Below are 14,783 nucleotides of genomic sequence, written 5' to 3' on the forward strand. Positions count from 1 at the left end.
CCCTCTCCCGCTCTTGCGGGGAAGGGTCGGGGTGGGGGCCTCTCAACGAATTCGGCTCGCCGATAGAATTCCCCCACCCGCCGTGCTGCGCACGGCGACCTCCCCCGCAAGCGGGAGAGGTGAAGAGACCTCATCCAGAGGAGCGCGCTCTGGCGCGCGTCTCGAAGGATGAAAGGCATCGTAAAGAAATGCGCTAACCCGGACCGCCAATGGCCTTTTACTTCGTCCAGTTCCTGACCGGTCTTGCCAGCGCGGCGTCGCTGTTTCTGGTGGCGTCGGGGTTGTCGATCATCTTCGGCGTGACGCGGATCGTCAATTTCGCCCATGGTGCGTTCTACATGCTCGGCGCCTATGTGGCGTTCACGCTGACCGAACGCTTTTCCGGCGCGCTCGGTTTCTGGGCCGGCATCGTCGTGGCGTCGCTGGTCGTGGCGGTGGTCGGCGTTCTCGTCGAGATGGTGCTGCTGCGGCGGATCTATCACGCGCCCGAACTGTTCCAGTTGCTGGCGACCTTCGGTCTGACCCTGATGGTGCAGGATCTGGTGGTGATGATCTGGGGACCGAACGATCTGCTCGGTCGCCGCGCGCCCGGCTTCAAGGGCGCGGTCGAGTTCTTCGGTCAGAATATTCCGACCTATGATCTGTTCCTGATCGCGCTCAGTCCGATCGTGCTGGGATTGCTGTGGCTGTTGTTCCAGCGCACCCGCTGGGGCGTGCTGGTGCGCGCCGCGACGCAGGACCGCGACATGGTGGCGGCCCTCGGCGTCAATCAGAAATGGCTGTTCACCAGCGTGTTCGCGCTCGGGGTGTTTCTCGCTGCCCTCGGCGGCGCGCTGCAGATTCCTCGCGACGCGGTGCATCACGCGCTTGATCTACGCATCATCGTCGACGTGTTCGTGGTGGTGGTGATCGGCGGCCTCGGCAGCATCATTGGCGCCTTTGTCGCCGCGGTGCTGGTGTCGGAATTGAACGCGTTCGGGATTCTGATTTTCCCGAAGATTTCCATCATCCTGGTGTTTCTGGTGATGGCGGTGGTGCTGATCGTGCGGCCGTGGGGCCTGTTCGGCAAGCAGGAAGCGCCGGCGCGCCGCACACCGGGACTGACCGTGAATCCCTGGCGCCCGCTGAGGCAGGGCGAACGTCTTGCCGCGTGGGCGGGACTGGCTGTCGCGGCAATGCTGCCGCTGGTCGGCGGCAATTACGCCCTGACGGTCGGCTCGGAGATCGCCATCTTCGTGATCTTTGCCGCCAGCCTGCATTTCCTGATGTCGGTCGGCGGCCTCGCGTCGTTCGGCCATGCCGCCTATTTCGGGCTAGGCGCCTATGGCATCGCCTTCCTCGCCAAGATGGCAGGCTTGCCGATGATCGCCTGTCTGGTGCTCGGTCCGCTGCTGGGATGTCTTGGTGCGGCGATCTTCGGATTTTTCGCGGTGCAGCTCTCGGGCGTCTATTTCGCGATGCTGACGCTGGCCTTTGCTCAGATCGTCTGGTCGATCGCGTTCCAGTGGGTCGCGGTAACCGGCGGTGACAACGGCATTCTGGGGCTTTGGCCGGAAAAATGGGCGGCGGGGCCGGCCAGCTTCTACTGGCTGTCGCTCGGCATCGCCGCACTCGCGGTCGCGGCATTGCGCATCATCGTGTTCTCGCCGTTCGGCTACGCGCTGCGGGCGACACGCGATTCGCTTCTGCGCAGCGAAGCCATCGGCATCGACGCCAAGCGCATCCAGTGGACCGCGTTCGTCATCGCCGGCACCGTCGCCGGTGTCGCCGGCGCGTTGTTCGCCTACCTCAAGGGCAGCGTGTTTCCCGACAGTCTCGGCATCTCGCTGTCGGTCGATGCGCTGGTCATGGTGCTGCTGGGCGGCGTCGAGACGGTGTCGGGCGCGGTGATCGGGGCCATCGTCTTCAAGATGCTCTCGATCTGGCTGGTCAGCCAGACCGATCTGTCGAAGCTGGTGCTGGGCGGCGTCATCGTGCTGATGGTGGTGGCGTTTCCGAAGGGTATCGTCGGGATACTGGAAACCTTGCGCAACCGCCGCCGGCCCGAACTGCCAAAGCCCGCGCTGCTGAAATCCCGGATCGAGAGCGCCGAATGAGCACCGCGCCCACATTGCTGTCGGTCGAAGGCCTGAGCAAATCCTATGGCGGCGTGCACGCCGTGCGCGATGTGTCGTTCGCGCTCAAGGCCGGCGAAATCCTGGCGCTGATCGGCCCCAACGGCGCCGGCAAAAGCACCTGCTTCGATATGCTCAACGGCCAGACCATCCCCGGCGCCGGACGCATCGGCCTGCTCGGCGGCGACACCACCGGCAAGAAGCCGCGCGAGATCTGGCGGCTCGGCGTCGGCCGCACCTTCCAGATCACCGCCACCTTCCCGACCATGACCGTGCGCGAGAACGTCCAGGTCGCGCTGGTGTCGTATCGCCGGCAGTTGCTGAACATGTGGGCCTCGACGCCGCAATTCGAGCGCGAGGAAGCCGGCCGGCTGCTCGAACTGGTCGGCATGAGCGGCTATGCCGAGCGGCCCTGCGGTGAACTCGCCTATGGCGATCTGAAGCGGCTGGAGCTCGCCATCGCGCTCGCCAATCAACCGAAACTTCTGCTGATGGACGAGCCGACCGCCGGCATGGCGCCGCGCGAGCGCATCGAACTGATGCGCCTGACCGCCGGGATCGCGCGGGAAAAATCGATCGGCGTGCTCTTCACCGAGCACGACATGGATGTGGTGTTCGAACATGCCGACCGTATCCTGGTGCTCAATCGCGGCAGCCTGATCGCCGAGGGCACGCCGGAGGAAGTGCGGCGCAACCCGCAGGTTCGCGCCATCTATCTCGGCGAGGGGCTGGTTTACGACGCCCGTCACCGCGAGGGGGCGCCCTCATGAAGCTCAGCGTTCAGGATCTCAACAGTCATTACGGTCCCGCCCACATCCTGTTCGATGTCGGGCTCGAAGTGGGAGAGGGCGAGGTGGTCGCACTGCTGGGGCGCAACGGCGCCGGCAAGTCCACCACCTTCCGCTCCATCGTCGGACTGGTGGCGCAACGCACCGGCCGAATCGTGTTCGAGGGCAAGGACGTCTCGGACCAGCCGACCCATGCGATCGTCGGCAGCGGCCTCGGCTATGTGCCGGAAGAACGCCGCATCTTCACGGATCTGACGGTCGATGAGAATCTCGAAGTCGGCCGCCAGCCGGTCCGGCCGAACGCGCCGCACTGGACCCGGGAAAAGCTGTTCACGCTGTTTCCGAACCTGGCCGAGATGCGCAACCGCCCCGGCGGCCGCATGAGCGGCGGCGAACAGCAGATGCTGACCATCGCGCGCACCCTGATGGGCAACCCGTCGCTGGTGCTGCTCGACGAGCCCTCGGAAGGATTGTCGCCGAAGATCGTCGAGCAGATGGTGGCGGCGATCCTGACCATGAAGCAGGCCGGCGTCAGCATCGTCCTCTCCGAACAGAACCTGCATTTCGCCCGATTGATCTGCGACCGCGCCTACATCATCGAGCGCGGCCGGATCTGCTACTCCGGCACCATGGCCGAGCTCGACGCGCGTCCCGATATCAGAGACACGCATCTGGCGCTGTGAACAGGGACGGGAAACGCGCATGACCAGGAGTAGTCAGCCGAAGCGCAGCCCAAAGCCGTCGCGGCCGTGTTACGTGCTGGAGGACCAGGTCGGTTTCATCCTTCGCCAGGTCTGGCAGCGCCACGCCACGATTTTTGCCAGGGAAATCGGCATTCACCTCACGCCGACGCAATGGGCGGCGCTGGCAAAACTTACCGAGACCGGGCCGTGCTCGCAGAACCAGCTCGGACGGCTGACGGCGATGGACGTCGCCACCATCAAGGGCGTGATCGACCGCCTCACCGCGCGGGGGCTCACCGAAACCAGCCCCGATCCCGAGGACGGCCGCCGCCTGCTGGTCAGCCTCACCCGCGCCGGTCAGCAGATGGCCGAGAAGGCCGCACCGAACGCACTCGCCATTACGCGGGAAACGCTGGCCCCACTCGACGCCAAGGAGCGCGAAACGCTGGTGACGCTGCTCAGCAAGCTGCGATAGCTGGTTCGCAATTTTTCGGACGCGCCGCGAAGGCGCGCCTTTTCCCAGCCTACGCTTTTCGATTTTTGTCGTTCCTGCTGCCGGATCGCGCTGCGGCTTCCTGAATCCGATCCAGCAGCCTCAACAGCTCTGCCGTGTCGTCTTCTATCGGCCTCGATGGTTTGGGAAAAGGAATCACGTCAGACATCTGGTTCGTCCCTCACTCAGTTACGCGCCGTACCCTCTTTCTCGCTCGCGATTGCCGCGTTTCTGCGACATCAGTTCTTTGTGGGATCAGGAGTCCGCCATAATTTTCTCACGTTTGTCTGACTTCGCCCGCAATCCCGTGGCGGCCGTTACGAGATCGCGATGATCTCGAGCACTTGACCGGATGTATCGACGACATCCCCAACAGCCTTGCCCATCAGTGACCTTGCTACCGGGGACGCGAAGGAAATAGAACCGGCCCTGGGGTCCGCTTCGTCTTCTCCCACGATACGATATTTTTGCACGCGCCCATCGTCTCGCCTGAAGGTCACCGTGCTGCCAAAGGCGACCGTTTCGGTCGACGTCGGATCGGGGATGATTTGCGCCGTCCGGACTCTCGCCGCCAGATAGCGCGCATCGCGCAACGGGGTGGCGGCCTGCCGCCGCCGTTCATTGACGTCTTCGATCTTCTGCGCGGCCTCGTATGCCTCGCGTGCTTCGCGAAGCTGAAACTCGAGAGCCTTCAATCCCGCTTCCGTAACCAGGTTCGGATGGGGTGAAACCGGGCGGTCGGGAAGCAAGGTCTCCGATGCCGTTTCGGCACTGTCTTCCTTGGTGAAGGCAACGCTCAAGCTCGGGACTCCTTGTAAGCGAGCTGTGCAGATCCAGCGGATCATATACCCCGGAGCCAGACCGGCAAAATGATCACGGAGCGGAACTGCAGCCTTGTTCCGCCGCCAGTTCCTCGGCATGGGGATCGCCCGCTGCCAAGGCTTTCCAGGGGAGGCGGGCTTAACAACCTGATCGCAGCCCGTCGAGCGCCCATGACCGGGCGCTGCGTGTTCTCCACGGGGTGGTCCACCGCGATCAGCTCAAACGCAGCCTGGTCAACGACGCTCGCTGAGCGGCCGGCTCACTTGTTCACAACACTGTTATTGCGATCTGTCGCGCTCCGCGGCTGCCTCAACTGGGCCTCCCGCGCTTGGTGTTGTACGCTCGGCGGAGCAACTGCATGGTCGCCGGAAGGAACTTGCATGACCACCGTCGTACTCAACCGCCGCAACCTCCTCGCCGCCGGCGGATCCGTCCTCGCCGTCGGGGTTTCCGGGCTGCTGTTGCCCGCCCGCGCGGAAGGCCTCGCGCCGACCCCTTCGATGCCGGGCGGGACCAACAACTACCGCAAGGGCGCGCCGATCGTGGATCGGATCGGCAAGGGCGGCTTCTGGATGACCGGCACCGTGCGCCGCGCAGGCGATGGGGCTCCGCTTGCCGGGCAGCGCGTCCATATCTGGGCGCACACGATCGAAGGGCAGGAGCATGAACCGCATAGTCATGGGGCCACGCTCACCGACAAGAACGGGGCGTTCCGTCTCGAAATGCCGCAGATCATTCCCATTTTCGGCCAACCGCATGGTCACCTCGCCTATGACAGCGGTGAATTCAAAGCCGTCTTTCTGCGGCCCGTGATGCGGAGTGCAAAGGAAACCAGCCTGGAGGCGCACTTCGTACTTCAGCCGGTCTGACCGAGTTGCGAACGACGGGATGGAGATTGGCCCGGATGGCCCTGATCTGGGTCGCCCTTGCAGCGGCCGTTGGCGTGCCGATCGCCGCCGCGGCTTTGAGCCCGCTGCTCGAGTGGCGCGGTGCGGTCTACATACTGGCCGGGTTCGCCGGGATTATCGCACTGGGTCTTGTGCTCGTTCAGCCTTTGCTGATTGGCGGATACTTGCCGGGACTGTCGGCCTATCGTGGACGGCGCGCCCATCACTGGATCGGAGGCGCGCTGGTGGCGGCGGTGGTGATCCATGTCGGGGGCCTCTGGATCACCAGTCCGCCTGATATGGTCGACGCGCTTCTGTTCTCATCGCCGACGCCGTTCTCCCCCTGGGGTGTGATCGCGATGTGGGCCATCTTCGCCGTCGCGCTTCTGGCTGCATTCCGCCGGCGATGGGGACTGCGGGCGCAAACATGGCGCATCGCCCATATGCCCCTTGCGATTGTCATCGTCGCAGGGAGTGTGGTCCATGGCCTGCTGATCGAGGGGACGATGGAGACGGTGTCGAAGGCGGTGCTTTGCGCGCTGGTCCTCGCGGCGACCGTCAAGGCCATGGTCGACCTGCGGGTGTGGAGAAAACGAGGGACGTTGCGTGGTTAGTGCTCGGCGTCCTCCGGGAGATCATCCGGGAACGCTCCGAGCCTGGCGATCATCTTGTCGGCATGAGGTCCGTCGGCCACCGCTTCGGTCAATTCGAAGAACAACGTCTTGTACGTCACAAAGATGACACCGGCGTTTTTCAACCTCTCCACGGCAGCGTCGGTGCGGCTTGTGGACGAAAACAGCAATTCCTCGACGGCGAAGACATCGAACCCGAGATCGAGCAGCCCAAGGCACGACTGTAACACGCACACATCGGTTTCGCAGCCCGCGACAACGATCTGCTTCTTCTTCAGGCCCTTGAGGTAGGTGCGAATGGGCTTCTCCTTCGTGAGATCGAAGAAGCTCTTCTCGAATACTTGGTGGCGCTGCCGAGCGTTGCCTTGAAACGCGGCGGCACCGCGCCCTTTCGGTCAACCGGGCGCTCGAGCGTGACCATCGTCGGAATTCGCAGATAGGCGAGAAGGCGCGCGAAGCTCGTCATATTTCTGCCCAGCCGCGCGCGGCTGCGCGGCTCGAGTTGCTCCAGAAAGCAGTCCTGGTAGTCGATGATCGCGCTGCAGCACTGATCGGCGAGGATGCGCTTGGTGCCTGTCATGACGCGACGTTAGTTGATCTGCCGCTTTTTCGCCAGAGAAGGGCTAACAGCTGCCGAGCAAGAGAAAAGCATGTCCGGCTACGCGCGATTTCGCCGGTCTCATGTTGATGGCACTCCGAGGATCGGGCATGCTTGGGCGCCGGTTCTGCCGGATCAAGATCCCCCTGGCTCCGGAAAGCTGGCACCGCCTCCTTGATGTTCACACAGATCGAACGACCGGCTGAGCGGCCGCCCGGTGTTGGGCGGATCCTATCGGATTTCGGCGTCCTCTACGCTTCCAATGGTTTCATCGGCTGGCTGTTCGCCGTGACCGGGCCTGTGGCGATCATTCTGGCGGTCGGCTCCAACGGAGGACTGTCCGAAACCGAAATCGCGTCCTGGATCTTCGGCGTCTTCTTTGTCAACGGCCTGATCACGCTGCTGTTCAGCGGACTTTATCGCCAACCGCTGGTTTCGCTCTGGACCATTCCCGGCACCGTCATCGTTGGACAGTCGCTGAACCATTTGACGTTTCCGGAGGTTGTCGGTGCGTTCTACGCCACCGGCGTGCTGATGCTGGTGCTGGGTGCGAGCGGCTGGGTCAGGCGCGTCATGCAGCTCGTTCCGATGCCGATCGTGATGGGCATGGTCGCCGGCGTCTTTCTGCGCTTCGGCCTTGAACTGGTTCGTGCGGTGTTCGCCGATACCATCATTGTCGGCCCGATGGTCGCGACCTGGCTGATCCTGTCGGCGATCCCCCGCCTTGGTCGGCGCATTCCGCCGATCATCGGGGCCCTCCTGGTCGGCGCATCGATCACGCTCCTGTTCGGCCGGTTCGACGCCGCCATCACGCTTGAGTTCGAGCTGATCCGCCCGGTCATCCAGGCCCCGGTCTGGTCGATCGCGGCCATGGTCGAACTTGTCGTGCCGCTCGCGATCACGGTCCTTGTGGTCCAGAATGGCCAGGGCTTCGCGGTGCTCAGGGCAGCAGGACATGCGCCGCCGGTCAATGCCGTGACCCTGGCCTGCGGCATCGGCTCGTTGATCAGCGCCGTCGTCGGTGGAGTCAGCACCTGCCTGACTGGGCCGACCAATGCCATTGTGGTCTCGAGCGGCGAGCAGAAACGCCAATACACCGCGGCGATGTTTGTCGGTTGTCTGGCGTTGCTGTTCGGACTGATGGCGCCGACGTTTACACGGTTGCTGCTGGTTTCGCCCAAATCCCTCGTGATGGCGCTGGCGGGCCTTGCGATGCTGCGCGTGCTGCAGGCGGCCTTTGTCACCGCGTTCAGGGAGCGCTTCTCGCTCGGCGCGCTGGTGGCCTTCCTTGTCACGGTCGCGGATATGCCGTTGTTGAACGTCGGCGCGGCGTTCTGGGGTCTCGTAGCCGGCTTCGCCGTCTCCTGGCTGCTGGAGCGGCCGGATTTTACGGCAGAGGCGAAGCCGTAGTCGCCATTGGTCCAATTATCCCACCACGACGTAAACTATGATCGGCTGGCTAAGCCCTTTCAACGATAGCTGCCCGATCTCTTCGAGTGCCGCGGCGCCCTCGACAGGCAGGTCCTCAAGGTTGCCGGGCCATCCCCCGCAGCCTTGCCATGTTCAATCTGGCGATCGACAGTAAGCCGATGGAGTTCGCTATTGGTCGGCGCCTGCACCCATCCGGGTTTGCCTTACGAAAGCCACCGATTACGGGCTCCAGATGGTGCAGGTTTCCCGTCAGAGGTTTAGCAATGATCCGCGCCATGGTCCGACGTGCACTCATACTGACGGCCGCTTTTGCCGCGGCGCTGACGCCGGTCACGTGCCTTGGCCAAAGCAGCAATCGGTTGCCGGCCAAGGCAACGCAGGAACTGCCTCCCGCGCTGGTCTCGCTGCTGCAGCAGAAGAACATGCCGAAACATTCACCGATCGTAGTGCGCCTTTTCAAGGAGGAAGCGGAGCTCGAAGTCTGGAAGCAGGACACGTCAGGCCGTTTCCAGATTCTTAAGACCTATCCGATCTGTCGGTGGTCGGGCGATCTCGGGCCGAAGTTGCAGGAGGGCGACCGTCAGGCGCCGGAGGGGTTCTACACGGTTACACCCGAATTGATGAATCCCAACTCCAGCTTCTATCTCGCGATCAACCTCGGCTACCCCAACAGATTCGACAAGGCGAACAACCGCGACGGCAGCTTCCTCATGATCCACGGCGATTGCTGGTCGACCGGTTGCTATGCCATGACCGACGAACAGATAAGCGAGATCTATTCGCTGGCGCGCGACTCATTCCTCGGCGGGCGGCCGTCGTTCCAGGTCCAGGCCTATCCATTCCGCATGACGCCGGCCAATCTGGCGCGGCATCGAGACAATCCGAACCTGGCGTTCTGGAAAATGCTCAAGATCGGCAACGATCATTTCGAGACGACGCAACTCGAACCCAGGGTGGATGTGTGCAATCGCCTCTATGTATTCGATGCGCAACCTCCGCCAAATTCGCCGCGTCCTCTCAAGTTCGATCCCGCCGGAAAAGGCCCCGCCTTTGTCGTCAATCCGGAAATCGCGCGGCGGGCGCTGGATAAACAGCGCGCCGACGAGCTCGAATACGCGAAATTGCTCGAGGACAACGTGCCGGTTGCCCCGATCTACAGCGGACTGGACGGCGGAATGAACAAGGCCTTCCTCGCCCGGTTTCCGTACAGGGTGACGCTTGCGAAAGTGATGCCATATGCATCCTACCTGCCGCATTTGCCATCGGTGCCCTGGATCGACACCGATGGCTCGTTGACGGGCAGGTGGTTTGGCGTCTCGTTCTCCAACCCGATTGCGTGTGATCTGGCTCGTGCCGGCTTGCCATCGAGCCGGTGCTGAACGCTCGACCAGCGATCCACCCGACTCCCGCGGCTTGTTGGCCTCGTCCGAAAGCAGACATCAGGCCGACGGATCGGCACGTCCGAAGAGTGCCAAAGGACCCTGAAAAGGTCTGCTTATCGGGGGAGACCGGAATCGGCCGGCAAGCCGATCGGCGGCAACGACCTGCTGATCGCCGCCCACGCCCGTACGATCAGCGCACGATCGTCACCGCCAATACCGACGAATTCAAACGCATCCGCGGCCTGAACGTGGAGAATGGGGTGGCTTGAGAAGGCAGTATAACGAACGAATGAATGGTGCGCCTCTGCCGATGAAGATGAGCGCTACAATTCGTCGGGCTGGCGCCGATCACCACGCGTACCGCACCACGCCCTTGCCGGCGTAGCTGCGGGTGACGTTGGAGAACTCGCCCTCGAAGGTCGCGGCGGCCGAGAAGCCGTTCAGCCATCTCATCTCGGCGGAAGCCGTGGTGAGAGCCGCATCATGGGCCTGCGTTGCACCGTTGACGACGAAGCTCGCGCCCGGAAGCGTCTGAAACACCGCGGCGATGCTGCGATCGGTGTTGAAATCGTGCGCCCAGGCAAAGCGTCCGCGCAAGGTGAGGACGCCGTCTCGCACCGCGTACGACTTGTCGGCGCGAAGCCCCAGTTCCGTGCGCGACGCCGTGACGCTTTTCGATGCATAACCCAGCGCAAAGGTATTCGCGCCGGACACCACCTGCTCCGTATAGGCCGGCAGGTCGAAGGTCGTGAACTGCCCTGCCGCATACGGCGTGATGGCCACCCACGGCGTGGCAAAGCGATAGCCGCCCTCGACGCGTCCAGAGAACGCGTTGGCATTGAACTGCGCGCGCAGGCGGTCGACACCGGCGATCGTGACGGTGCGATCGGTCGTGACGTCCTGCCAGCCGTAGGCCAGCGCGGCGGACAGATAGGCTGGCCCGACGGTGTGACGCACGAAGGCGCCCGCCTGGAACTGGTCGGAGCGCCCGCTACCCACTCCGTTGGCGATCGAGAAATTCGTACCCCCGCCAGCCAGCGCGAAACCAGCCAGCGTGAAGGGCGAGAAGCGGTAGTCGGCCCCGACGACGCCGCCATAGACGCGGCTGGTCGTGTCATTCGATCCGACCACCGGGCTGCCATCGGTGGTTCGCGAGCCGCCATAGCCGGCTCCCCATACGCGCCAACGCTGGGTAAAGGTTTCGGCGACTGGCGGCGCCTTGCGATAGACCGCGGCGTAAGCGTCGCGCTCGCTCCTGCTGCGTGGCTTGCCGTTGGCCGCGTAGGCGTTGGCACCATTGCCCTCTTCAGCGAACGGCGTCGCACCCGCGCCGCCGGTGACGCCATCGCCGCGCCCGGCGACGAACGGATCGGTGAGCAGGCCCAGGAACAGGTTCATCGCATCGAAGGTGGCCTGCTGCGCGCCGGTCGCGAGTTCGCCGGATGCCTGCGTCAGGTTCTGCGCGACGTTACCGTTAAAGATTGCGCCGAGCCCGCCGGTCTGGGCGCCCGCGTTGAAGGCGGTGTCGAGCGCGGTGCCGACGGCGCGCTGGTTTTGGTTGAGGCCGGTGATCTGCCCGAGACCCGAGATCAGCGTCAGCAGCACGTCATTGGCGGTGTAGCTCAGCGTGCCGGCGATGCCCGGCGGCGCGGCCAACGCCAGCGAGTCGAAAGTGGTGCCGTTGAGCCCGCCTTGCGTGGTCAGGATGGTGTAGGGCGAATTGAAGCGAAAGGTCGAGGTCGGCGACGACACCCGCACCGCGCCTGCGAGGAACGCATCGCCAGGGAGCCCGCCGGCCATAACCTGCGCAAAATCATTGCCGGTGCCTGACACCTTCACGGCATAGGTGCTGCAGGTGCAGAACACGACGCGGTCGTTGATGGTGAGCGCGCCGGTGCCCGAGCCCAGTGGACCCGGCGCCAGCGTGGCGCCGTCGGCCAGGAAAGTAATCGGCACGGTGCCGGTGCCCGCCAGCGTGCCGCCCGGATTGACTAACATGATGACCGCCGACGTCAAATTGCCGTTCACCACAAGCGAGCCGCCGTTGACGTTGACGTCGCCGGCGAACGTGCTGGTGCCGGTGAGTGTCCAGATCGACGAGTCGATCTTGTTGAAGGTGCCAAAACCGCGATATTGCGCGGCGGGACCGAGCTGCGACACATCGAACGTCGCCGCCCCGGTGCCGCCGAGCTGGAACGTATTCGCGCCTGCGCCAAGCACGTTGCCATTGATGACCGAGCCCGGCGCCAGGGTCAGCGTGTTGCCGCCGCCAGTGAACGAGATCGCCGCGGTGGCGCCGCCGATGGTGCCGGCGTTGAAGATCGAAGAGCCGGCGTTGAAGGCACGAATGCCATATGCGGTGGTGCCGGTGATGCTGCCGAAATTGGTGACATTGACCGTGTCGGCTCGAATTCCATCGTCATCGCCCCTGATGCCGCCGCCGGTGTTGTTGGTCACCGTCGCGACGGTTGATGCGGAAACGCCATACAAGGTGGTGCCGGTGATGGTGCCGGAATTGATGACAAAGGCAGAGCCTCCGAAGGCTCGAACTCCGGAATCGTCGCCGACGATGCTGCCGGAATTGGTGACATTGGCAATACCGAGTTGGGTTCGAACGCCATCTTGAAGGCCGCCGGTGATGCTGCCGGCGGCATGGTTGGTCACCGTTGCGTCGCTGAGTGCAAAAATGCCATGAAGGGCGCCGCCGGCGATGCTGCCGGAATTGATGACGTTGGCAGAGCCCGCAGGGGCGTAAATTCCAATCTGGCCGCCCGTGATGCTGGCGGCAGTGCCGTTGGTCACGGTCGAGTCGTCCAGATGGATACCAAAAGCGGTGCCGAAAACCGTATTGCCCGCGCCGTTGGCAACGTTGACGGTGACGCCGGTCTGGACTCCGGTGCCGTAGCCGAAGACGGCGGCGCTGGTGCCAGGCGCTCCAGCGCCCTGATTGATCGTCGTGCCGGTGCATTCCGCCGTCACGTTGTTGGCGGCTGCCGGCGCGCAATCGGCCCACGCGGCCTCGCCGGCCAGCAGCTCGATCGCGATCAGCGCCGTCGTCGCCAGCAGCACGGATCGCGCGGCGCGCGCGCGGCGGCCGGCCGCAGCGGTCAAGCCTGTCACGTTGTGGATCGAAGCACCCCACGCCGGTGGCAGCCCTGCTGCCGAGAAGTGCGCAACTAAATGCATTCCGAAAACCACCAAAAAGCCGGCGAAAATTCCCCGGCCGCGTTCAAAGCGCAGGAACTTCTCCGTGTGGCTTTCTTTATCAGCCTGGTTGCCAGCTAAGACGGGAAATCGAACACGCGCGCATATTCAGAGAACTTTTGGGATGGATCTGTGGCGTACCGGCCACAGGTCTGCGCACCGAAAAACAACCACAGGGGATGCCCGCATGTAGCTACAACCGAACGGATCAGGCGCAACGATCGTCACCGCCAATACCGACGAATTCAAACGTATCCGCGGCCTGAACGTGGAGAATTGGCTGGCTTGAGAAAGCAGTGCGATGAACGGATAGATGGCGCGCCACGGCCGACGAAGATGGGCAATATTGTTTCGCCGTCGCGCTATGATGCCACAGGCTATCACACGCTAGAACCCGAGAATATGCTGGCGCCTGCGATTGTGCGCTGCGCCCATAGGGGCAGTTTCCGATGCCGCGGTCGTCTCTATGCGTCCAATCCCGGGGGTCGGCGCGATGTCCGCAATTGATGCAGAGGACGGCTCCTCCACCGGCACGTGAGTGCATAAAGGAATGTCGTTATTTGCTGCGGTGCATGAGTCTCTTCATGTGAAGGTTTGCGGACGCCGGCCCCCCGGTGTCCGCCGCACCACCATCATGGGGCCGGCGTCCGCAAACCTTCACATGACCGGACACAGCCAGTTGCCTCGATCACCTTGGCGACACGGACTGGTAAATCCAATCAACCTTGCGCTTGAGGCTCCTGCTCCGGGTGCAGAGGCCAAAGCCTGTCCATCACAAAGTAGGTGAACGAAGTTGACCACGCGATCAGAAATAGACCATTGATTGCTTCGATGCCGGAGATCAGACGTAGTGCGCAGCATCTCGTAGTGAACTAGAATATTGACCATCACCAAGAATGCAGAAATTGCCATGGCTGCAAACATGAGTCGTCTCGCTCTTGGCGGTTGCGCGACTTCCCGCGTAGAAGGCGGCGCAATTCTCGCCGCGTGTTATGTGCGACTGATCCCGGATAGTAACTGTACAAGCATTCTTGCAGGTGAGTCAGCGTCGGTCGAGCCATCCTATGGCCGAACTGGGTCAAAAAGCTGACTTGGCGGATCGCTCAATGCCCCACAATCTCCGGCACCCGCGTTGCCGGCGGCGTGTTGCGGCTGCGGGTGGTGCGGACGATGCCGTCGATGATGGTCATGCCGATGCCGGGGAGGTCGCCGAGCTGCACGCTGTCGAGGATGGTCTTCCCTGCGGAATGCTGCGCCTTGTCCATGATGACGAAGTCGGCGGATCGGCCGACCTCGATCAGGCCGCAGTCGAGTTCGCGCATCCGCGCGGTGTTGCCGGTGGCGAAGCAGAACGCCAGTTCGGCGGGCACGTCGCCGAGTGACGACAGCATCGACACCATGCGCAGGATGCCGAGCGGCTGCACGCCGGAGCCGGCCGGTGAATCGGTGCCGAGGATGACGCGGTTGAGATCGCCCATGTCGCGCGCGATCCGCAAGGTGTAGAGCGCCGAGCGCTCGTTGCCGTTATGCACCAGTTCGAGGCCGCGCTTGCAGCCCTCGCAGATGCAGCGGATCTCGTCGTCGGGCAAAGCGGTGTGGCCGCCATTGATATGGCCGATCACGTCGGTGTCGGCCTCCAGCACCACGTCGGCGCCGATCAGGCCGGAGCCGGGGATCGACGGGCCGCCGGTGTGAATGGTGCTCTGGATGCCGTATTTGCGCGCCCAGCCCACCATCTTTTTCGCGGTC

The 14,783-nt window shown here is 63.5% G+C and carries 13 protein-coding genes; 8 read left to right on the forward strand and 5 right to left on the reverse strand.

The window, feature by feature from the left end:
• Positions 1 to 209: 209 nt before the first annotated feature.
• The 4 genes from Q8N40_RS08170 to Q8N40_RS08185 are packed head-to-tail and all read left to right on the forward strand — an operon-like array spanning position 210 to position 4,060.
• Entirely contained in the window at positions 210 to 2,096 is a 1,887-nt protein-coding gene (locus Q8N40_RS08170) for an ABC transporter permease (protein WP_305711464.1), read from the forward strand.
• Positions 2,093 to 2,884, forward strand: coding sequence for an ABC transporter ATP-binding protein (locus Q8N40_RS08175; RefSeq protein ID WP_305711465.1), 792 nt, complete (start codon positions 2,093 to 2,095; stop codon positions 2,882 to 2,884). Before Q8N40_RS08170 ends, Q8N40_RS08175 begins: the two co-directional genes overlap by 4 nt.
• Positions 2,881 to 3,585: an ABC transporter ATP-binding protein gene (locus Q8N40_RS08180; RefSeq protein ID WP_305711466.1), complete on the forward strand. Its 705-nt coding sequence runs from the start codon at positions 2,881 to 2,883 to the stop codon at positions 3,583 to 3,585. Before Q8N40_RS08175 ends, Q8N40_RS08180 begins: the two co-directional genes overlap by 4 nt.
• A 19-nt stretch (positions 3,586 to 3,604) precedes the next feature.
• Positions 3,605 to 4,060 (forward strand): MarR family winged helix-turn-helix transcriptional regulator, encoded by a 456-nt coding sequence (locus Q8N40_RS08185; protein WP_305711467.1) that lies wholly within the window; start codon positions 3,605 to 3,607, stop codon positions 4,058 to 4,060.
• Between the two features lie 335 nt (positions 4,061 to 4,395).
• Here the strand turns inward: Q8N40_RS08185 and greA are convergent, their stop codons facing one another.
• The gene (gene greA, locus Q8N40_RS08190; RefSeq protein ID WP_305711468.1) at positions 4,396 to 4,878 is read right to left on the reverse strand and encodes a transcription elongation factor GreA; all 483 of its coding nucleotides are present in this window, start codon (positions 4,876 to 4,878) and stop codon (positions 4,396 to 4,398) included.
• A 402-nt stretch (positions 4,879 to 5,280) separates the two neighbouring features.
• Here greA and Q8N40_RS08195 point away from each other — a divergent pair, with 402 nt between their 5' ends.
• Together Q8N40_RS08195 and Q8N40_RS08200 are read left to right on the forward strand one after the other, a co-directional pair.
• Positions 5,281 to 5,769, forward strand: a complete 489-nt coding sequence (locus Q8N40_RS08195) for a Twin-arginine translocation pathway signal (protein WP_305711469.1) — start codon at positions 5,281 to 5,283, stop codon at positions 5,767 to 5,769.
• Positions 5,770 to 5,804: 35 nt separating this feature from the next.
• Positions 5,805 to 6,401, forward strand: coding sequence for a ferric reductase-like transmembrane domain-containing protein (locus Q8N40_RS08200; protein ID WP_305711470.1), 597 nt, complete (start codon positions 5,805 to 5,807; stop codon positions 6,399 to 6,401).
• On the opposite strand, the gene Q8N40_RS08205 is transcribed toward Q8N40_RS08200, so the two are convergent.
• Positions 6,398 to 6,718, reverse strand: coding sequence for an isochorismatase family protein (locus tag Q8N40_RS08205; RefSeq protein ID WP_305711476.1), 321 nt, complete (start codon positions 6,716 to 6,718; stop codon positions 6,398 to 6,400). The two genes, Q8N40_RS08200 and Q8N40_RS08205, sit on opposite strands and share 4 nt — an antisense overlap.
• Positions 6,694 to 6,999, reverse strand: a complete 306-nt coding sequence (locus tag Q8N40_RS08210) for a hypothetical protein (protein WP_305711471.1) — start codon at positions 6,997 to 6,999, stop codon at positions 6,694 to 6,696. The genes Q8N40_RS08205 and Q8N40_RS08210 overlap by 25 nt, the downstream gene beginning before the upstream one ends.
• Before the next feature lie 195 nt (positions 7,000 to 7,194).
• Between Q8N40_RS08210 and Q8N40_RS08215 the strand changes: the two genes are divergently transcribed.
• Together Q8N40_RS08215 and Q8N40_RS08220 are read left to right on the forward strand one after the other, a co-directional pair.
• On the forward strand, positions 7,195 to 8,427 hold the full coding sequence (locus Q8N40_RS08215) for a benzoate/H(+) symporter BenE family transporter (protein WP_305711472.1): 1,233 nt from the start codon (positions 7,195 to 7,197) through the stop codon (positions 8,425 to 8,427).
• Between the two features lie 149 nt (positions 8,428 to 8,576).
• Positions 8,577 to 9,827 (forward strand): murein L,D-transpeptidase family protein, encoded by a 1,251-nt coding sequence (locus Q8N40_RS08220; protein ID WP_305711473.1) that lies wholly within the window; start codon positions 8,577 to 8,579, stop codon positions 9,825 to 9,827.
• A 351-nt stretch (positions 9,828 to 10,178) separates the two neighbouring features.
• Here the strand turns inward: Q8N40_RS08220 and Q8N40_RS08225 are convergent, their stop codons facing one another.
• Positions 10,179 to 12,950: an autotransporter domain-containing protein gene (locus tag Q8N40_RS08225; RefSeq protein WP_305711474.1), complete on the reverse strand. Its 2,772-nt coding sequence runs from the start codon at positions 12,948 to 12,950 to the stop codon at positions 10,179 to 10,181.
• 1,187 nt (positions 12,951 to 14,137) lie between these two features.
• Positions 14,138 to 14,783: amidohydrolase family protein (locus Q8N40_RS08230; RefSeq protein ID WP_305711475.1), on the reverse strand; the 646-nt coding region annotated here is incomplete at its 5' end.

The sequence above is a fragment of the Bradyrhizobium sp. genome (assembly GCF_030693485.1).
Lineage (GTDB): Bacteria > Pseudomonadota > Alphaproteobacteria > Rhizobiales > Xanthobacteraceae > Bradyrhizobium.